General features: G+C 71.9%; 18 protein-coding genes. 11 read left to right on the top strand and 7 right to left on the bottom strand.

Annotated elements, in window-relative coordinates:
• Positions 1-47: 47 nt before the first annotated feature.
• Entirely contained in the window at positions 48-467 is a 420-nt protein-coding gene (locus tag AB0J93_RS26495; RefSeq protein ID WP_363925032.1) for a hypothetical protein, read from the bottom strand.
• A 138-nt stretch (positions 468-605) separates the two neighbouring features.
• Complete coding sequence (locus tag AB0J93_RS26500; RefSeq protein ID WP_363925033.1) at positions 606-1172, bottom strand: nucleosidase; 567 nt, start codon at positions 1170-1172, stop codon at positions 606-608.
• A gap of 94 nt (positions 1173-1266) precedes the next feature.
• On the opposite strand from AB0J93_RS26500, the gene AB0J93_RS26505 reads away from it, so the two are divergent.
• Positions 1267-2343, top strand: a complete 1077-nt coding sequence (locus tag AB0J93_RS26505; protein WP_363925034.1) for a PIN domain-containing protein — start codon at positions 1267-1269, stop codon at positions 2341-2343.
• A gap of 47 nt (positions 2344-2390) precedes the next feature.
• Here the strand turns inward: AB0J93_RS26505 and AB0J93_RS26510 are convergent, their stop codons facing one another.
• Both AB0J93_RS26510 and AB0J93_RS26515 read right to left on the bottom strand, forming a co-directional pair.
• Positions 2391-3158 (bottom strand): ABC transporter permease, encoded by a 768-nt coding sequence (locus AB0J93_RS26510; RefSeq protein ID WP_363925035.1) that lies wholly within the window; start codon positions 3156-3158, stop codon positions 2391-2393.
• Positions 3155-3895, bottom strand: coding sequence for an ABC transporter ATP-binding protein (locus AB0J93_RS26515; RefSeq protein WP_363925036.1), 741 nt, complete (start codon positions 3893-3895; stop codon positions 3155-3157). Before AB0J93_RS26515 ends, AB0J93_RS26510 begins: the two co-directional genes overlap by 4 nt.
• 111 nt (positions 3896-4006) lie before the next feature.
• On the opposite strand from AB0J93_RS26515, the gene AB0J93_RS26520 reads away from it, so the two are divergent.
• On the top strand, positions 4007-5110 hold the full coding sequence (locus AB0J93_RS26520) for a histidine kinase (RefSeq protein ID WP_363925037.1): 1104 nt from the start codon (positions 4007-4009) through the stop codon (positions 5108-5110).
• A complete protein-coding gene (locus AB0J93_RS26525) occupies positions 5107-5751 on the top strand; it encodes a response regulator transcription factor (RefSeq protein ID WP_363925038.1) in 645 nt (214 codons plus the stop codon). The genes AB0J93_RS26520 and AB0J93_RS26525 overlap by 4 nt, the downstream gene beginning before the upstream one ends.
• Positions 5752-5805: 54 nt before the next feature.
• Here AB0J93_RS26525 and AB0J93_RS26530 read toward each other — a convergent pair whose 3' ends face one another.
• Positions 5806-7149, bottom strand: a complete 1344-nt coding sequence (locus tag AB0J93_RS26530; protein WP_363925039.1) for a glycoside hydrolase family 18 protein — start codon at positions 7147-7149, stop codon at positions 5806-5808.
• Between the two features lie 257 nt (positions 7150-7406).
• On the opposite strand from AB0J93_RS26530, the gene AB0J93_RS26535 reads away from it, so the two are divergent.
• From AB0J93_RS26535 to AB0J93_RS26565, 7 genes are all read left to right on the top strand, one after another.
• Entirely contained in the window at positions 7407-8150 is a 744-nt protein-coding gene (locus tag AB0J93_RS26535; protein WP_363925040.1) for a DUF305 domain-containing protein, read from the top strand.
• A gap of 278 nt (positions 8151-8428) precedes the next feature.
• Positions 8429-9244: a cellulose binding domain-containing protein gene (locus tag AB0J93_RS26540; RefSeq protein WP_363925041.1), complete on the top strand. Its 816-nt coding sequence runs from the start codon at positions 8429-8431 to the stop codon at positions 9242-9244.
• 115 nt (positions 9245-9359) lie between these two features.
• Positions 9360-9998 carry a transporter gene (locus tag AB0J93_RS26545; RefSeq protein WP_363925042.1) on the top strand — a complete coding sequence of 213 codons (639 nt, stop codon included), beginning with the start codon at positions 9360-9362 and terminating at the stop codon, positions 9996-9998.
• On the top strand, positions 9995-10306 hold the full coding sequence (locus tag AB0J93_RS26550; protein ID WP_363925043.1) for a transcriptional regulator: 312 nt from the start codon (positions 9995-9997) through the stop codon (positions 10304-10306). The genes AB0J93_RS26545 and AB0J93_RS26550 overlap by 4 nt, the downstream gene beginning before the upstream one ends.
• On the top strand, positions 10303-11202 hold the full coding sequence (locus tag AB0J93_RS26555; protein ID WP_363925044.1) for an ABC transporter ATP-binding protein: 900 nt from the start codon (positions 10303-10305) through the stop codon (positions 11200-11202). Before AB0J93_RS26550 ends, AB0J93_RS26555 begins: the two co-directional genes overlap by 4 nt.
• A 10-nt stretch (positions 11203-11212) precedes the next feature.
• Entirely contained in the window at positions 11213-11950 is a 738-nt protein-coding gene (locus tag AB0J93_RS26560) for an ABC transporter permease (protein ID WP_363925045.1), read from the top strand.
• 32 nt (positions 11951-11982) lie between these two features.
• Complete coding sequence (locus AB0J93_RS26565; protein WP_363925046.1) at positions 11983-12474, top strand: molybdenum cofactor biosysynthesis protein; 492 nt, start codon at positions 11983-11985, stop codon at positions 12472-12474.
• Between the two features lie 5 nt (positions 12475-12479).
• On the opposite strand, the gene AB0J93_RS26570 is transcribed toward AB0J93_RS26565, so the two are convergent.
• Positions 12480-15827, bottom strand: coding sequence for a BTAD domain-containing putative transcriptional regulator (locus tag AB0J93_RS26570; protein ID WP_363925047.1), 3348 nt, complete (start codon positions 15825-15827; stop codon positions 12480-12482).
• Between the two features lie 148 nt (positions 15828-15975).
• Here AB0J93_RS26570 and AB0J93_RS26575 point away from each other — a divergent pair, with 148 nt between their 5' ends.
• Complete coding sequence (locus tag AB0J93_RS26575; RefSeq protein ID WP_363925048.1) at positions 15976-16872, top strand: alpha/beta hydrolase; 897 nt, start codon at positions 15976-15978, stop codon at positions 16870-16872.
• A gap of 548 nt (positions 16873-17420) precedes the next feature.
• Here AB0J93_RS26575 and AB0J93_RS26580 read toward each other — a convergent pair.
• Positions 17421-19514 carry a glycoside hydrolase gene (locus tag AB0J93_RS26580; protein WP_363925049.1) on the bottom strand — a complete coding sequence of 698 codons (2094 nt, stop codon included), beginning with the start codon at positions 19512-19514 and terminating at the stop codon, positions 17421-17423.
• Between the last annotated feature and the right edge of the window lie 169 nt (positions 19515-19683).

The raw sequence follows: 19683 nt of genomic DNA on the forward strand, positions 1-19683 counted from the left end.
TGGGTGGGCCGGGCCGCCGAGGGTGGACGGGTGGCTGGTTGTGGTGCTCAGTCCCGGTGCGGCATCGGGAAGCCGGCCACCACGATGCCGTACAGGAGATGGTCGGCGACCAGGGCCAACTGTTCGTGCCAGTCGGTCAGCCGCCGGTCGATGCCGAGGGCCGGCGCGATGGTGGCGTGGAAGCCGAGCAGCAGCACCATGCCGTAGAGCGGGCCGACCCAGATCCGATGACGTAGGCGTTTCGGAAGTGCGCCGAAGGCCAGCCCGGCACCGAGCCCGTAGCTCCAGTGGGCCACCGCCAGGGCCGCCGGGTGCTGATCGCCGGGCAACCGGTCGAGTAGTCCGGGCACCAGCTTTTCCATCACCGACTTCGGCGGCGAACTCTGCACGAGATTCAGGGAGGTGGTGGCCTGGCGTAGCCCGGACATCGCCATCGCGGCGATGACCCCTCGGATACCACTCCGCATGATGATCGTCGTGCGCGCCGACAACTCCATGACCCGTTCCAATCCGTAGCCGCAGTACCGCGGCTACCCGGACCTCGCTGCGGCAAACGTGCCGCTCACCGCCGGACACACGCTGTGGATCGGCCCGGGATACGACGGTCAGAGGTTGTCCCGTACCCAGCCGGCGAGCAGCCGGGCGCAGCCGTCGACGGACTCCCGCCAGCTGCGTTCCGCCCCGGCCCCGGCCTCGTCGCTGACCTGCTTCACCATGCGCACCGGTACGCCGAACGCGTGCGCCGCCGACGCCACCGCGTACCCCTCCATGTCCACCAGGTGGGCACGGCGGCCCAGGGCCGCGCGGGCCTCGTCGTCGGCGATGAACTGGTCACCGGTGGCCAGCGTCGGGCCGTCGCCCAGGGTCAGCGGCGCGCCGACGGTCTGGCCGGTGAGCCGACGGATGAACTCGGTGTCCAGGTCGTGCTGGAGGACGCTGCCGACCTCGTGGGTGCCGGTCCAACCCGGGTGCAGTGCGCCCGCGGTGCCGAGGTTGACCAGTACCGACGGCAGCGGGAAGCGGGCCAGCGTCGCCGCGACCGCGGCTGCGGCGTTGACCTTTCCCATCCCGGTCAGCAGCACCGGAAGCTCCGCTTCGAGGTACGCGGCCTCCTCGGCGATGGCCAGGACGAGCAGCGGACGGTCCGGGCTGATCGTGCCGCGAAGATCCATCGGGCGATGGTAGCCGCTACCCGTGACGGTCCCGTACCGGCGCGGTGCCACCTGCCCCGGCCCGGTCACGTCCGCGCCGACGTACGCTGCCCGGGTGGAGCATGAGGACCGGATCGCCCTGTTTCTGGACTACGAGAACCTGGCACTGGGGGTGCGCGACCACCACGGTGGGGCGATGTTCGACTTTCGACCGATCGCCGACGCGCTGGCCGAGCGTGGCCGGGTGGTGGTGCGTCGGGCGTACGCCGACTGGTCGTACTTCGACGAGGACCGGCGGATGTTGACCCGCTCGCATGTCGAGCTGATCGAGATTCCGCAGCGGATGGGTGCCACCCGTAAGAACGCCGCCGACATCAAGATGGCCGTCGACGCGATCGAGTTGGCCTTCGAACGCGGGTACATCTCGACCTTCGTCCTCTGCACCGGCGACAGCGATTTCACGCCGCTTGTGCACAAGCTCCGCGAACTCAACAAGCAGGTGATCGGTGTGGGGGTGGAGAACTCCACCTCGGCCCTGCTGCCACCGGCGTGCGACGAGTTCCTCTTCTACGACCGCTTGGAGGGCGTCGAGACCCTGCCGACGCGGGGCCGGCGCACCCGCCCGACCCGGCTGGCCGAGCCGGAGCCGCAGCCCGTCGAGCAGGTGGAGATCGAGGCGCCGCCGACCGAGGAGCCGGCCCGCGACGCGGACGCGCTCGCCGTCCTCGTCGCGCAGACCGTCGCGGGTCTGCAGGGCAGTTCCGGTGGGGAGGTGACCGCCTCGCGGTTGAAGCGGACCCTGTTGCGTAAGGATCCCACCTTCAGCGAGTCCGACCACGGGTTCCGCACCTTCGGTGAACTGCTGCGCCACCTGGCCGAACTGCGGGTGATCGAGCTGGCGGAGGGCCCGGCCAAGGGCGACCCGGAGGTCTCCCTGCCGGAACACGGCGACCGGGAGACGGCGTTCGCGCTGCTCGGTTCCGTGGTCCGCGATCTCGGTGGCGAGACCGGCGAGGTGGCCCTGTCCGGCCTGAAGAATCAGCTCCGTCGGGTGCGGCCGGACTTCAGCGAGAAGAAGCTGGGCTACCGAGGCTTTCTGCAGTTCTGCAAGGCCGCCGCCACGGAAGGGGCCGTGGGCCTGCGGTGGAGTACCGAGGCGGACGACTACCTGCTGACCGCTGAGCCGTCCTGACCGACCGGCCCGGCCGTCCGGCCGCCGTCCGGCGGGACCGTGACGGGTCACTCCCACCGGAACAGCAGACCCGCGACCACGGCTCCGACGACGACCGTCGCGCCGAGGCCGATCAGGTTCGCCGCCGGCACCGCGGTGCCGGCCCATGCGGACGACAGGGCCTCGACGGCTGCGCCGAACGGCAGCCAGCCGCCGACCTCGGCGAGCCCCTCGGGCAGGGCGTCGCGGCCGCCGAACATGCCACCGAGGGCGCCGAGGATGAAGAAGGCGACCAGGCCGATGGCGACGGCGGAGTTGGGAGTGGGCGCGACCGCCGCGACGATCATCCCGGTGCTGTACATCGCCGCCATCGCGAGCGCGACCACTCCGACCGCCGTGCCGAGGTTGGCGGGCGGGTCGGCGCCGAAGGCCAGGAACGCCACGACCAGGGCGGCCGTGATGCCGACGAGCGCCTGGAGGACGCTGACGACGGCCTGGGCGGCGAGGACCATGGCCGGCGACGCGGGGGTGACCCCGAGCCGCCGGAGGATCCCGGAGCGTCGGTAGTAGGCGAGAAAGCTCGGCATGTTGATGATGCCGATGATCGCGATGACCATGGCGAACACGAGCGGCAGGACGTAGAGGTCCAGCGCGGTGCGCCCGTTGGCGACGACCGTCCGGCTCGCGGAGGAGGCACTGGTCAGCATGATCAGTAACGGCAGGCAGAGGGGGACCACCAGCCCGGCCGTGTCCCGGACGACCATCTTCGCCTCACACCCGATCAGGGTGACCAGCGAGCGCAGCCCGGGCCGACGGGCCTCGACGAGTGTGCTCATGCGGTTTCCTCCGCCAACTGCCGGCCGGTGAGCGCGACGAACGCGTCGTCGAGGGTGGTGGTGCCGGCGCGTGCGATCAGGCCCGCCGGGGTGTCTAGCGCGACGACCCGGCCGGCGTCGAGCACCACGACCCGGTCGCAGAGCCGCTCGACCTCCTCCATGGTGTGACTGACGAGCAGCACGCTTACCCCTTCGGATCGGAGTCGTTCGACCGTGCCCCACATTCGGCGTCGTGCCGTCGGGTCGAGCCCGGTGGTCAGTTCGTCGAGGATCACCACCCGGGGTCGCCCGGCGATGGCGAGGGCGATGGAGAGTCGCTGCTGTTGCCCGCCGGAGAGCTTGTCGAAGCTGGTCCGGCGCTGTCCGGTCAGCTCGACCAGGTCGAGCAGTTCACCGGTGGGCCGGGGATCGGGGTAGAAGCTGCGGTAGAGGTCGACCAACTCGGTGACCCGGAGCGCGTGATGCAGGTGGGCCTGCTGCAACTGCACGCCGAGGACCTGCCGCAGCCGCGCCCGGTCCCGGCGCGGATCGAGGCCGAGTACGCGTACCCGCCCCCGTTCGGGTACGCGTAGCCCGGCGATCATCTCGACGGTCGTCGTCTTGCCCGCGCCGTTGGCGCCGACCACCCCGACCGCCTCGCCGACCTCGACCCGCAGGCTCACGTCGACGACCGCCCGGGTGCCGCGGTAGCTCTTGGCGAGCTGCTCGGCGAGGATCGCCGGTTCGGTGCTGTTCATGCCTCGACGCTACGAACGGGCCCGGCCGGTGTCGCGTCCCGAAAGTCATCACCTGCGGGCATTACTTTCGGCACAGGTGGGCGCGCCACGGCCCGACCTAGAGTGGGGATCATGCGACGCGTCGGGACAGACGAATGGTCCGGCCTCGCGATGCTCGTGGTCGCGGTCGCCGTCGCCGGCCCCGGGATCTTCGGAGCTCTCGGTACCACAATCCCGCGCGGCTGGTGGATCGCGCTGTTCGCCGCGTACCTGGCTGCCCTGCTCGTCTCGGTCGCCACCCGCGTGTCCCGGGTGGTGCGGTACGCGGCGTTCGCCGTGACCGTCGCCGCCGCCTGGGCCCTACTGCTGACCGCATCGAACCTGGGACTCCTGCCGGTGCTGCTGGTCCTCACCGCCGCGGTGAGTGTGTACGTGGTGCCGCTGCCGGTGGGTCTGGCGGTCGTGGTCGCCAACACTTTGGTGATCACGTTCGGTGCGGCGTCGATGACGCGGGCTCCGGCTGACGCCGTCATGCTCCTGATCTTCTATCTGCTCATCCAGGTGGCGACGTTGCTCAGCTCGGTCACCCTGCTGCGGGAGCAGCGGATGCGCCGTGAGTTGGCCGAGGCGCACGTCGAGTTGCAGGCCGCCAGCGTCCTGCTCTCGGACTCGGCCGCCACGGCGGAACGGCTGCGCATCTCCCGCGAACTGCACGACCTGATCGGCCACCAGTTGACCGTGCTGACCCTGGAGCTGGAGACCGCCCGTCACCTGGAGGGTCCGGCCGTGCGTACCCACCTTGAGCGGGCCGACCAGGTCGCCCGGGACCTGCTCGGCGACGTGCGGGCCACGGTCGGGCGGCTGCGCACCGAAAGCCCCGATCTGGAGCAGGCGTTGCGTCGGGTGACGCAGGACCTGCCCGGTCTCGACGTGACCATCGACGTGTCCCCGGCGATGCGGATCGACGAGGACGACAGCGCGGCGTTCGTCCGGGCCACCCAGGAGATCGTCACGAACACGATCCGGCACGCCGACGCGCGTACCCTGCGGATCTCGGTGACCGGTGACGAACGGGAGACCGTGCTGGACGCCCGCGACGACGGTCGCGGAGCACCGGAACCGGCGCTCGGCAACGGGCTGCGTGGCCTGGGCGAGCGGTTCGCCGCCCTCGGCGGTGAGTTGTCCGTGGACGGGGGCGACGGGTTCCGGGTGACCGCACGGGTGCCGGCGCGATGACCCGGGTGGTGGTGGTCGACGACCAGACCCTCATCCGGCAGGGCATTCGCGGGCTGCTGGAGGTCGCCGGGATCGACGTGGTCGGCGAGGCCGACGACGGCCGGGCCGCGCTCCCGGTCGTCGCGCGTACCGCCCCCGATGTGATCCTGCTCGACCTGCGGATGCCCCGGTTCGACGGGATCTGGGCGCTGGAACGGCTACGCGCGGAGGGCGTCGACATCCCGGTGCTGGTGCTGACCACGTTCGACGACGACGAACTCGTGCTCGCGGCGCTGCGCGCGGGTGCCCGGGGCTACCTGCTGAAGGACGTCACGCTGGACCAGCTCACCCGGGCCATCCGTACGCTCGCCGACGGCGGCACGCTCATCGCCCCGTCGATCACCGACCGGATGCTGCGGGCGATCCGCTCCGGGCCGTCCCCGGCCGGACCGCAGGCGCCGCCGGTGCAGAGCCTCACCGAACGCGAACAGGAGGTGCTGCGGCTCGTGGCGCACGGCTACAGCAACCGGGAGATCGCCGAGGGGCTGTTCCTCGCCGAGGGCACCGTCAAGAACCACGTCTCCACGATTCTCACCAAGCTCGGCGCGCGGGACCGCACGAACGCGGTGCTCCGCGCGCTGCACGAGGGCATCCTCGGGTGAGCGCCCGCCGCCCGACCGCCGCCGGTGCGCGACGGCGGCCGGGGAACGGTACGGCTATCGGGTGGTGAGTCCCAGGCTGATCGTCCTGGTCAGGGTGGCGTGGTCGTCGTCGCCGTCGAGTGACCAGATCATCGCCCCGCCGAGGCCGGCCCGGCGGATGTACAGCGTCTTCTGCAACACGACCACCGGATCGTCGTACGTCCAGAAGGTCGTGCCGTCGAACAGCCAGGCGTGCCCGGCGCGCAGGTCGCGGTGGACGGTGAAGCCGTCCCGGGCCAGGTTCTTGAGTTGCTTGTAGTCCTCGAACCCGGCGGCGTGGGTGGCCGGAGCGGGCCCGGTGGCCGGCTGGAACAGCCCGTTGCCGCCGCCGGTGACGCCGGTCCAGCCCTGGCCGTAGTAGGGGATGCCGAGGACCAGTTTGTGCCGGGGCGCCCCGCGGGCGATCCAGCCGTCGATCGCCACCTCCACGGAGAAGTCCGGGTCGTCCGGTGCGCCCTTCGGTACGCGCAGCGCCGACTGCTGGTTGGTCACCGCCTCCCAGGTGCCGTGGAAGTCGTAGCCCTGCACGGTGGCGAAGTCGAGGTACTTGAAGATCTTGCGTCCCTCGTAGCCGGCGTCCATGGTGGCCGGGTTGGCCGGGAGGAAGGCGGTAAGTGGGTGGTGGCGTCGCGTCTGCCGGCCGTACGCGTCGAGCTGCCGGCGGAACTCGGCGAGCAGCTTGGTGAAGTTCTTCCGGTCCTCGGGGCGGATGACGTTGCCGGGTTCACCGGGCCAGTTGGGCCACTCCCAGTCGAGGTCGATGCCGTCGAACACACCTGCGGCGGCACCGGGGCCGCCGCTGCCACCGTCGAGGATCGGCAGGTTGCCCTTGAGGTAGAGGTCGATGCAGGAGGAGACAAAGGCTCGACGGGAGGCGTCGGTGCGGGCGGCGTTGGAGAAGTACGTGGACCAACTCCACCCACCCAGCGAGATCATCACCTTCAGGTCGGGGCGCTTGGCCTTCAGCTTGGCCAACTGGCCGAAGTTGCCGTTGAGTGGTTCGCCCCAGGCGTCGGCGACCCCGTCGACGCTCTCCTCCGCCGGTACGGGACGCTGGTAGTCGGCCCAGGCGTCGCCCTCACCCGGGCCGCCGTCCACGTAGCACCGGCCGTCCTCGCTGACGTTGCCGAAGGCGTAGTTGACGTGGGTGAGGCGGCTCGCCGCGCCGGAGGTGTCGAGCTTCTTCACCGGGAACGCCCGGCCGTAGATGCCCCACTGGGTGAAGTAGCCGACCCGGTGGTAGCCGCTGCTGCGATCCGGCTTGCCGCTGGCGTTGGCGGCGGCCGGCGGCGCGGCGGTGACGAGCAGGGTGGTCAGGGCGACGAGGGCGGTGAGGCGGCGGGGACGGGATGATCGCATCGGCACTCCCAGGCGGGGTGGGCGAAATCAGTTAAGATACCTTCCTGATCGATGAAGCTAAGCCGACCACGGTCTGCGGTCAAGGGCCACCGCCGGGCGCGTGCGTAGGGCCGACCAGCCCCGGGCGTCCCGGGACGAGGCCGGAAATGCCAGGTCCGAGTCGTACGCGCTCCCGCTTCGCCGGCCTCGGCCCTCCCGTTGCAGGTCAGTCCCGCGCTAACATCCCGCCAACCTCGACCGACGGCGGGAGTCACGTGGTGCTTGGTGTACGGGTCCGGGAACTGCTCGGACGATCGCGTATGTGGGTGCTGATCGAGCTGGTGGTGCTGGCCGTGCTGGCCGTCGGGGTGACGCTGGTTCTCCGGTGGCCGGACGGCGACCCGCAGCCGGCGGCGACGTCGAGCAACCCCGCGCCGATCGAGCTGCCGGGTATCCCGGACGCCACCGCGCCGGTGCTGATGCCTGGACGCCCCGGCGAGCCGGCGAGGTCGCTGCCGGCGAACGAGATGTCGGCGAGGCCGCGCCCACCGCACAACAACGCGGACGTCCGTTTCGTCACTATGATGATCCCGCACCACGAGCAGGCGCTCGTGATGGCCCGGTTGGCACCGGAGCGGGGTGAGAACCCGCAACTGAAGATCATCGCGGATCGGATCCTGGCCGCCCAGGGGCCGGAGATCAAGGTGCTGGAGGCGTGGTTGGCCGACCGGGGCCTCGACCGGGACTCCGGTGGCGACCATCGGCACGGCATGTCCGGCATGCAGTCGGCGGAGGCACTGAACCGGCTCACCGCTGCCCGCGGCGCCGAGTTCGATCGCATGTTCGTCGACATGATGACCGACCATCACCAGGGCGCGATCGACATGGGCAAGGAGGCATTGACGCTCGGCTCCGACGTGACCGTCAACGAACTGGCGGGCAGCGTCGTGGTGGAGCAGGGTGTCGAGATCAACCGGATGCGCCAGGCGCTGGTTGAGGGGACCGCCGGTGGTGGCCGATAGCATCGTCCGGCTCCGGTCCGGTCGGCCGGCGGTTGTATCGAGGAACGTCGACTGAGAGACTCGGCTCATCGACCGCATCTGGGAGCCGATGCGGTCGCTCGACGGGCGTGGGCGCGCCGTTGCTGCCACGCGTCCGGGCAGCCCTGTCGTGCGCGTGCCGTCGCCGTGACGTCTGCTGTCGACGCCGTCAGCGGTCCGGCGGTCGGCGCCCGACAACCTACCGGCCGTCGGCTGGCTCAGCCGATCCTGCCGGTCGCCGTCCCTTCTGGAGGTAACGGATGCTTCGTACGTTCGGCGTGGTGCTGACCGCGGTGACCCTGGCTGCTGTCGCCGGGATCACGGCGGCCGGTGCCGCCGACACCCCGGCCGCCCCGACCTCGGCCCCCCTGTGGACCCCGAGCCCGAGTCCGCCCTCGACTCCGACCCCGAGCTCGAGTCCGCCCTCGCCCCCGACCCCGACCCCGACCCCGACGGTGGCGTGCCCGCCGGCACTGCCGATCACCGGCATGGTCACCGGGACCACCGCCACCACCGTCACGATCAGCTACTCCCTGATGTTCAGTGGCCCACCCTGCGGTTACGACCTGCCGATGACCGTCCTGCTCTTCACCAGCCGTGACGACGCGGCGAAGTGGCAGAACCCGGTGGCCGAGGCGGTCACCGGGCTGGAGCGCAACGGTCAGGTGACGCTCGACGGACTGACCCCGGACACCGAGTACTGGTTCCGGTTCAGTGACGTCGAGGCCCGGCGTGACCCGTACGTGATCGGGGGGCCGGCGCGGACGGAACCTCTGTCCGGGTGCGGCGCGACGGCCACGATCGACGCCCGTTGGAGCAGCGGCTTCGTCGCCACGGTCACCGTGAGCAACACCGGCAGTGAGGCCCTCGATGGTTGGCTCGTGCGGTGGCGGTGGTCCGGCGACGAGCGGATCCAGTCGGTATGGGGTGGCGTGCCCGACAGCGAGGGCGCCGACGTCACGGTCCGGAACGCGCCGTACAACGGCACCGTGGCGCCGGGCGGCACCACCACGTTCGGGCTGCTCGCGTCGGCCAGCACGGTGCCGCAGGGGATCACCGTGACCTGCGGACGCTGACACGGGATCACGTTGGGCTGCGGACGCCGACCGGTCCGCAGCCCAACGCGGTGCGCCGGGTCCGCGGGTGAGGCCGCCGTCGGCACGCTTGACTTTGCATCTTAAAGTAGTTTGCGTGATCACCGACGATGACCTGCCACCCGAGGACCCGGCCGCCGCCCTGCGACTTATCGACGAGCAGCGGGCGACCGCCGCCCGCCAGTTCGAGCCGGACCCGCGCGCCTACTACTGGCCCTGGGGGCTGGCCTGGCTGATCGGCTTCGGGCTGCACTTCCTCTATTACTCGCCGGGTGACGCGCCCCTGGTCGAGATGCCCTCCTGGCTGCCACTGACCACGTTGTTCGTCCTGCTGGCCGCCGCCGGTGCCGTCACCGCGATGGCCGGAGCGCGGGCGTACGGGCAGGTGACCGGGGACTCCGCCCGGCGCGGCGCCTGGTACGGCTGGTCCTGGGGCCTGGGCTTCCTGTCCCTCTTCGTGCTCGCCGGCCGGCTCTCCGACAGTCTCCCGCCGGACCTCGTCGGCCTGCTCTGGTCGGCCTTCGCGGTGGGACTGACCGGCATCCTGCACATGGCCGGCGGCGCGATCTGGTTGGACCGTCCGCTGTTCCTGCTCGGTGTCGGGATCACCGTGGTCAACCTGCTCGGCACCGTTGCCGGCCCCGGCTGGCACGCCCTTGTCGTCTCGGTGGCCGGCGGCGGCGGGATGCTGCTCGCCGGGATGCTCGGCTGGCTGCGTCGCCGAGGCCGGCAATGACCGAACTCGACCCGGTCATCCACGCCCAGGCGCGGCTGCGGGTGGTCGCTTCCCTGTCCGCCCTGCCCGAGTGTGACCAGGTGACCTTTCCCCGCTTGCAGGAGGTCCTCGGGATGACCGCCGGGAACCTCTCGGTGCATCTGCGACGGCTGGAGGAAGCCGGCTACGTCGCTGTCACCAAGACCCACCGAGGTCGTACCCCGGTCACCCTGATTGCTCTCACCCGTCGCGGTCGCCTGGCCTTCGAGGAGTACACGGAGGCGATCCGTGCGCTGCTCGCACCCGCCGATTCCAAGGAGACACCATGATTCTCGCCCGGGCCGAGCAGGCCACCCGACGCTACGGTGACGTCCTGGCCCTCGACCGGGTCGACCTGGACGTGCCGGCCGGGGAACTGGTCGGCCTCCTCGGGCCGAACGGAGCCGGCAAGAGCACCCTGCTCAACCTGCTCGTCGGGCTGCGCCGCCCCACCGGTGGTCGGGTGCTGCTGTTCGGCGGCGATCCCCGCGACCCCGCCTGCCGGCGGTCGGTCGGGGTCACTCCACAGGAGACCGGGCTGCCCGGTTCGCTACGCGTCGGTGAGGTGGTCGACTTCGTCGGCGCGCACTTTCCCGACCCGGTTCCGCGGGCCGAACTGCTCGACCGGTTCGGACTGACCGATCTGGCCCGGCGGCAGGCCGGCGGGCTGTCCGGGGGGCAGCGGCGGCGGCTGGCGGTGGCGCTGGCCTTCGTCGGTCGGCCCCGGCTGGTGCTGCTCGACGAGCCGACCACCGGCCTCGACGTCGAAGCCCGGCACGCGCTGTGGGACGCGATCCGCGCCTTCCACGCCGACGGCGGCACGGTCCTGCTCACCAGCCACTACCTGGAGGAGATCGAAGCGCTGGCCCAGCGGGTGGTGGTCATCGGGCAGGGCCGGGTGCTCGCCGACGACAGCGTCGCCGCCATCCGCGGCGTGGTCGGCCTGCGCCGGGTCAGCCTGACCGCCGACGACCTGCCGACCCTGCCGAACGTGGTCCGGGTGGAACGGGACCGGGAGCGGATCCACCTGCTCACCGGCGACGCCGACCAACTGGTCCGCGATCTGGTCACCGCCGGTGTGGCCTTCCGCGACCTGGAGGTCCGACCCACCTCACTGGAGGAGGCGTTCCTCACCATCACCGCCGACAGCCGCCCGGCGGCAGCCGGCGTACCGACCACCGCCTGAGGAGACCGCCGTGCAGTACGCCCTGGCTCACGCCCGCTATCAACTGCTGGAACTCGCCCGGACCCCGGTCGCGGTGTTCGGCAGCGCCTTCTTTCCCGCCGTCGCGATGCTCTTCTTCGTGGTGCCCGCCGTCGGCGACAACGCCGTCGCCGCCACCTACGCCACCGCCGCCATGGTCACCTTCGCGGTGCTCAGCGCGAACGTCTTCCAGTACGGCGTCGGGGTCGCCGAGGACCGGGCTCAGCCGTGGGATCCGTACCTGCGGACCCTGCCGGTCGGGCCGGCACCCCGGTTCGCCGGCCGGGTGCTGGCCGGCCTGACCCTGACCTATTTGTCGCTGCTGCCGGTGGTGCTCATCGCGGCGCTGCTCACCGAGGCGCGAACCACCGCGGCGGGGTTCGCGCTCGCCGCCGTCACCGTCGCGCTGGTGTCGGTGCCGTTCACGCTGATGGGGCTGGCCATCGGGTATGCCCTGCCGAGCAAGGCGGCGATCGTGGTCGCCCAACTGGTGTTCTTCCCGCTGGCCGTCGGCGGTGGTCTGCTCACCGCACCCGGGCAGGCCCCCGCGTTCATCGAGGCGATCGCACCGTTCCTGCCGACGCGGGGCGCGGTCGAGCTGATGTGGACGGCGGTGGGTGACTTCCGGCCCGAGCCGCTTTCCATGATCATGCTCGGGGTGTGGATCGTCGGGCTGGCGGCACTCGCCGGCTGGGCGTACCGGCGCGACGAGGGACGACGCTTCTCCTGACCCGCTCGCAGCGTCCGGCATAGAGTCGGGAAATGCCGGAGATCGTCGAGTTGCTGGCCTCGCCCGTGCACCGGTTCGTGGGCCGGCCGGCGGACGGGCCGGAGCCGGCGCCGGCCGATGAGCTGGTGGACGAGATCCAGGTCCGGGCCGAATTGGGCATCGTGGGGGACCGGTACTTCGGCAAGGCCGCGCACCAGCAGGCGAGCGTCACCGTCATCGCGGCCGAGTCGCTGCCGCCGGGGACCGGCCTGGCTCAGGTCCGGCGCAACATCCTGACCAGGGGAATCACCGTGGACGACCTGGTCGGCTCGGTGCTGGTGCTCGACTCGGGCCAGGGTCCGGTGCGGCTGCGGATGAACCGGGCGGCACACCCCTGCGCCTGGATGGACGTGACCATCGGCCCCGGCGCGTGGCGTGGCCTGCGCGGCAGGGGAGGCGTCCGCTGCACCCCGTTGACCGACGGCATCCTGCGGGTCGGCCCGGTCGACGTGACTATCGCGGACGAGCCGGAGCGGCGGAGTTGAGCCACTCACCCGCGACCGGACGCTTGGTGGCCCGCTGCCCGCGGGGCGTCGCCGAGTGCGGCGGCGAGGTCGTCGAGGTGACGGGCGACCGGGCCGAGGGTGAGCACCCCGCTGCCGGCACCGGCCAGCTCGCCGTCGGCGGGCAGCAGGTCGGCGTACGTGGCACGGATGCGGGCCCGGTCGTCGAGCGCGACGGCGGCGCGGGCGACGAGGCAGCCGCGGGCCTCGCGCAGCAGGTCGTGCGGCGAGTCCGGCACGGCCTCCAGGGCTTCGGCGGCCTCGGTGCGGTGACCGGCGGCGAGCAGCAGCAGCGGGCGGACCCAGGGTTCGTACGGGCCCCAGTCCTCGCCCTGCCAGCGGGCCGTCTCGCCCGGTGTCAGGTCACCGCCGGTGGTCAGGCGCAGGCAGAACAGCGCCAGCGGGGCCAGTCCCTGCGCCATGCCGGGCAGCTCGTCGGCGGGCAGGGCCTGACTCGCCTCCCGATAGGCGTCCTTTGCCTCGGCGGGTCGTCCCTCGATGGCCAGCCGCAGGGCCGCGTACCACCGGGTGAAGAGACCGACCAGGGGCAGCTCGTAGCGTCGGGCGAGGCGGTCCGCGGCCGTGGCGCTGGCGTCGGCCGCGGCCAGGTCGCCGACCGCGCAGTAAGCCTGCATGGCGATGAGGTGGCCGAGCACCTCGAAGGTCACCAGATGCCGTGAACGGGCCACCTCCGCCAGCTCCACGCCGATCCGGGCCCGCTCCGGCGCCAGCCCGGCCCGGTGGAAGGTGTGCAGGTATCGGGCGTTGAGCGCCAACGCGAGCAGCGGTACGTCGCCGGTCTGCCGGGCGATGTCCTCCGCCTCCCGGGCGGCCCGGTCGCCGCGGTCGCCGGTGCTGCCGCGCAACTCCAGCGCCAGGGTGGCCAGCAGGTGACCTCGGCGCGTGCCTTCGTCCGGGGGCAGGGCCGCCAGCGCGGTCTCGACGGCCAGCGCGACCTGCCGGGACAGTGGCTCGTCATCGTTGCGGGTCCAGATCGCCGGTACGTCGAAGGCGGTGAGCACGTCCGCCAGCAGCTCAGGGTCGTCGAGGCGTTGCGCGGTGGTGATCGCCGCGGCCCGGTGCCGGCGGGCCTGCGCCAGCCGACCCGTGACCGCGAGGGACCGTCCCAGACCCATCTGCGCCGCCAACCGGCCGTGCACGTCGCCGTCGGTGGCCCGGTCGTACGCGGTGACCGCCTGCTCCCACAGCCGGACCGCGTCGTGCGGGGCGGCCCGCGCCTCGGCCTGCTCGGCGGCTGACCGTGCGTAGCGGGCTGCGCGGCCCGCGGTGGCCCGGGTCCCGGCGGCGGTGAAATGGTGGGCGAGGGCGGCGGCCTGGTGCGGGTGCAGCCGTTCCATCGCTTCCCCGGCGGCGGCGTGCCACCGGGCGCGGCGGGCTTGCGGCAGGTCGTCGTAGAGGGTGTCGCGGACCAGCATGTGGGTGAAGCGCAACTGCCCGGCCGGCCCGTGCGCGCTGAGAAAGCCGGCCTGTTCGGCCTGGTCGAGGGCGTCGAGGACGAGCGGTTCCCGCTCGCCGGTAAACGTCGAGAGCACCTCCGGGTCGACGTCACGCCCGACGACCGCCGCCTGCCGTAGCAATGTGCGGGTGGCCTCCGGCAGTTGGGTGAGGCGGTGCCGGATGACGTCCCGCACCCCGGCGGGTACCCGCTGAAGCGCCTGCGGACCCTCGGCGGCGAGCAGCCGGGCCAGTTCGCGGACGAAGAACGGGTTACCGCCGCTGCGGTGGTGGATCGACCTGAGGGTGGCGGCGTCCACGTCGAGTCCGACGACCGCCCGGGTCAGTTCGGCGGTCGCCACCTCGGACAGGCCCGTGAGGTAGACCCGGGTCGGTTCGCGTGGTGCGAGTCGGGCCAGCGTCGCCGTCAGCCCGGCACCGACCTGCGACGTGCGGTACGCGGCGACGACCATGAGGGGGCCGCTGGCCGGTTCGGGCTCGGCGAGCAGCCCGGTGAGCAGATCGAGGGTTCCCTCGTCGGCGCGGTGCAGGTCGTCGAGGACCAGCAGCACCGGGGCTTGCCGGGCTGCCGCGTCGACAAGCGCGACCGCCTCGCGTCGCAGCCGGAACCGCAGCGTCTCGAGGCTCGGGCCGTCGCCGTCGCCGTCGCAGTCGTCCGGCACCGGTCCGGTGCCGACCGGCGGTGGTGGCGCGGCCTGCCGTGCCGGCCCGATCGTCGCGGTCAGCGCCTGGCTGATCTGCGTCCAGGGCCAGGCGGTCGGCGCCCCGTCGTACTCGGGGATGCGACCCCAGGCGGTCAGCCAGCCGTCGGCCGACAGGCACCGGGTGAGGGTGTCGAGCAGGGCGGTCTTGCCGGCGCCCGCGTCGCCGGAGATCAGGGCGACGGCCGGCACGCCGTCGCGGGCCACGCTGGCGGCGACTCGTACGAGGCGGTCCAGTTCCGGTTCGCGGCCGACGAACGGACGCCGCCCCGGCGGTACATCGGGACGTTCCGGGGTCGCGCCGCCGCCCCCGGCCGGAGCCTCGGCGGAGGTGGCCGGCACCGGTGTCGGCATCGCGGTGGGCGTGCTCGGGGCGAGGTGCGGCGCCTGCCGGAGAATGTCGGCTTCGAGCTGACGCAGTCGGGGCCCCGGGTCGATGCCGAGTTCGTCGACCAGCGTGTCGCGGACCCGGCGCAGCGCGGCGAGGGCTTCGCCCTGCCGGCCGGAGCGGTACAGCGCGACGATCCACAGCCGCCAGATGTCCTCGCGCAGCGGGTGTGCCTCGGCGTCGCCCCGCAGGACGGCGGCGGCCTCGACGTCGCGCCCCAGCGCCATCAGTGCTTCGGCCCGCCGCTGGCCACCGAGCAACCGGAGGTCGTCGAGGCGGTTGATCTCCCCACGGGCCCAGCTCTCGCCGTCGTACCCGGCGTAGGCGGGGCCCCGCCACAGGGTGAACGCGTCGTCCAGGCCGGTCAGTGCCCGCTCGGGGCGGCCCTGGTCGAGCAGCCGCCCGGCTTCCACCACTGCCGTTTCGAACCGCCAGGCGTCGACGGCGTCGGCGGGGGCGCGCAGCGCGTACCCGGGGGGTGTGGTGATCAGTAACCGGGCCGGTCGGCGGGCCGGCCGCTCCGGTTCCAGGGCCCGTCGCAGATCGGCCACGAAGGTGCGGATCGCCGCGATCGACCCTTCCGACGGCGCGTGCCAGAGGTCGGCGAGGAGTTGGTCGACGGGGACCACCCGGCCCCGGGCGATCAGCAACCGGGCAAGCACGGCGCGGTGCCGGGGGCCCTTCAAACCGACCGGTACGCCACCGGCCCACGCGGTGACCGCACCGAGCACCCCGAAGGACACCGCCGGGGCCGTGTCCTGCCTGGTCATGTGACCACTCTAGGACGAGTGCCGATCATGGCGACGGTTCGCCGGCACTCATCGGGCACTCATCCGATGCTGATCCGGCGCGGCGAACCTCGGTGTCGACGACCGGCAACCGCCGATCGACACATCCATGTGATCCGGAGGACCTGGAATGACCCCGCGCATCAGCGGCTTCGACCAGCAGCGCGTTCCCGTCGCCGACGGGGTGGAACTGCACGCCGCGGTCGGCGGCTCCGGCAGCCCGATCGTACTGCTGCACGGCTTCCCGCAGACCCACCTGATGTGGCGGCACGTCGCCGCCGACCTGGCCGCCGACCACACGGTGATCGTGCCGGACCTGCGTGGCTACGGCGCCAGCGACAAGCCTGCCGACCTGGACGGCACCGCGTACGCCAAACGAACCATGGCCGCCGACGTGGTCGCGCTCGCCGGAGCGCTCGGTCACGACCGGTTCGCGTTGGCCGGCCACGACCGGGGTGCCCTCGTGGCGATTCGCGCCGGCCTCGACCATCCGGAACGGATCACCCGTCTCGCCATCCTCGACGTGCTGCCCACGCTCGACATGTGGGACGTGCTGCACGGCGTCGACGCGGCGGTCGGCTTCCACCTTTACCTGATGGCGCAGCCACCCGGCCTGCCCGAACAGATGATCGCGGCGAGCGCCGACGCCTTCTTCGGCCACTTCCTGGACGCCTGGACCCGTGACCCGGGCGCGATTCCCGCCGACGTCCGGGCGGCGTACCTCGCGGCGTCCCGCGCGTCGGTGGACTCGATCGTCGCCGACTACCGGGCCACCGCCGGCATCGACGTCGTCCACGACTGGGCCGACCGGGCGGCCGGCAACCGGCTGCGGATGCCGGTGACCGTGCTTCAGCAGGACTGGGGTGCCGCCCTCGGGTACGACGCCGCCGGGCTGTGGCGCGGATGGGCACCGGACCTGGTGCACGAGACGGTCACCTGCGGTCACTTCATGGCCGAGGAGGCCCCGGCCGACGTGGTCCGGGCGCTGCGTGCGCTGCTGTCCCGGGAGCCGGCCCGCCAGGCGTGACGGCGCGGGCCCAACCGGGCCGAGACGACGGCGGGCCCGGCCGGACCGAGGCGACGGCGCGGCCCCGGCCGGGCCGGAGCAGCCGGCCGGGCCGCCGCCGGCCCTGGGAGAGCCGGACCGGCGCGGCCTGGGCGGTGGCCACGCCGAAGATCGGAACCAGCGCGGCCACCAGAGCCATCGCCCGGCCGGCACGCAAGCCCCTGGTACGCGGTCTGCGAAAGTCATCCGATTGATGCGCTGAGTAATCCTCACCCAGCGTGTCGCCCGTGACCTCCCCGCCGATATGCACCCGCCAAGCTTTGCTCTGCTTCAACCCACGCAATAGCCGCTGACCAGCCGCGGCGCATCGACGGTGAACCGCTGTTCGGCCGGTAGGCGACACGAAGCGTAACCGTTGCGTCGGTTGAAGCAGAGCAAAGCTTCGGAGTAGGTGAGTTCCTGGTCGGGTCGATGTTGCTTACGGTGACGGTCGGCGGGGTGGTCGTCGGTGCCGATGGTGGCGCGGATGGTGCGGTGAGTTCAGTGGCGCAGTGACGCAGTGACGCCGGTCAGTCGCTGAACTCGGCGCGGTCCACGGTGAAGAGGGTGCCGGCGCCGCCGGTGAACACCAGGTAGAGGTCGTGGAAGCCGTTCGCCGACTGGGGGCTGGTGTCGATCCAGGTCGTCGCGGTCACCCAGTCGGTGCCGGACCCCGGCGGTACGGTCATCGAGCCGACCAGTGGGCCGTCGGGGCTGTCGATTCGTGCCTCGATGACGCCGCCCGCCTTCGGGGCCACGGTGGCGTGCAGGCGCAGCTGGCCCTTCTGGTCGGCGAAGCCGGCCGCCGAGCCGTCCGCGAAGTTGACGTTCGCCCAGCGGAGGTGGCTGCCGTCGCGTACGCGCGTGACGACCTTGCCGTGCTCGGGCGTCGTGGCCACCCTCAGCCCGGCGGACTGCCCGTCGTTCTCCTCGGCCAGGTAGGTGGAGAAGACGTCCCTGCGGTCGGGGAGTGCGGGCAGCTCGGACCACTTCGGTACGAAGGTGGTCACGCTGCGGCCACGGAGGTGGGTGCTGAAGGACCCGCCGTGGGTGCGGATGTCGGGCAGCTTCTTCATGTTCTCGTTGGCCGACGTGCGGTACGGCACCACCGACGGACGTGGACCCTTGCCGGCGGCGACGTGGGAGACGCACTCGCCCTGGCTCCGGAAGGTCGGGTTGAAGAAGTGGGTCCACCCGCCTCGCTTGCAGTCCCGCCTGCTCTCCGGCGGCAGCGGGAAGCCGCCGGTGAGGTCGACGGTCAGCGGGACGTCATCGGGGTTGTTGTTGACGACGACGATGGTGAAGTCGTGCGTGGCCTCATCCTTGTACGCGGTGAGCGTGACCCCGGGCGAAGGGGTGCTGGTGGCGTCGATCATCACGTCGCCGGGGTCGAGGAAGCGGCTGTACTGGCCGAACGTGTAGTAGCGCTTGAAGACGCGGTACTGGCCGTTCTCGGTCGGGTTGCCGCTCTGCGGGGTGCCGGTGTTGACCAGGCGGATCAGGTCCGAGCCGTCCGCGCCGTTGTTCGCCACCGGCCACCACCAGAAGTACGCGCCCAGCCGGGTCTCGTCGAACAGGTTGCCGATGAGGGTGGCGTAGCGCAGGCCGTCGCTGATGGTGTTGTTGACGAACAACCGGTCGCGCGGCGCGCCCTGGTTCATGTACTCCGTCTGCCAGATGGTCTTGCCCAGCGCGTGGGACGTGGTGAACGCGGTGGGCGCGGCCCGGGTGGCGTCGTCGATCAGCCCGGCGTAGCCGTGCGCCGCGACGACGTCGACGTGCCGGTTGGCCGCCGGGTCGGTGATCGTGGGCAGCGCGTACCCCTCGTGGAAGCCGACGCCCTCGCCGAGCACGATCTTCGCGGTCACGCCCCGCCGTTCGAACGTGGGACCGAGGTGGTCGCGTACCAGGACGCGTAGTTCCTCGGCGGTCCACTGGCAGCTGGAGTACCCGGTGGAGATGTCGGGTTCGTTGGTCGGCGAGATGTGCGTGATCCTGATTCCGAACTCGCGCTCGTAGCCGAGCACGTACTCCGCGAGGTAGTCCGCGAACGCCTGGTACATCTCGGGTCGCAGCTTGTTCGGCGGGCCGGAGGGGCCGGACGAGGTCACGCTGTTGTTCTGTTTCATCCACGCCGGTGGGCTCCACACGCTGGCGAGGATCGTCTCGACGCCGCGCGCCTGCGCCTGCCGCATCAACCAGACCTGGTACGCGTCGAAGTCGGCCTTGCGCTGTGCCCAGTCGGGCCGGTCCCACACGAAGGTGCCCGGCTCGGGGGCGATCGTCTGCGTCGGGCCGTCGTAGAGCTGGTCGCCCCACACTCCGCCGTCGCCGACCATCACCCGCACGATGTCCAGGCCGATCCCGGCCCGGTCGTCGAAGATCATGTCAAGCATCTGGGAGGTGAGTGGCTCGCCGAGCCGCTTGATGCCGCCGGCCTTGTGGAACGCGAAGGAGCCGCCGAAACCGTCGATCCGCTGCCGCTCGACGCTCCAGTCGACCACGGCGGTGGGCGCGGTGGCGGGCCGGTGCGCGGTGCTGCCCACAGCCGTCGAGGCCACCAGGCTTCCCGCTGCGACCAGGGCGGTGGCCAGCCGGATCGTCCACGTCGTCGGTCGTCGCATGAAGGATGCCCCCGTCGCTGCAACCACCCGGCGGTAGGGCCAGCGGGAACGCGGGCGGCCACACCATCGCGACGCCGCGGGTGGTGATCCATTGACGTCCGCGAATCAAGGCTAGGGGTTCGTCCATCGACGGGCAAGGCAGGGCGGCTACGCGGATCAGCGACGTCGC

This window comes from Micromonospora sp. NPDC049374 (genome assembly GCF_040677165.1).
Classification (GTDB): Bacteria; Actinomycetota; Actinomycetes; order Mycobacteriales; family Micromonosporaceae; genus Micromonospora.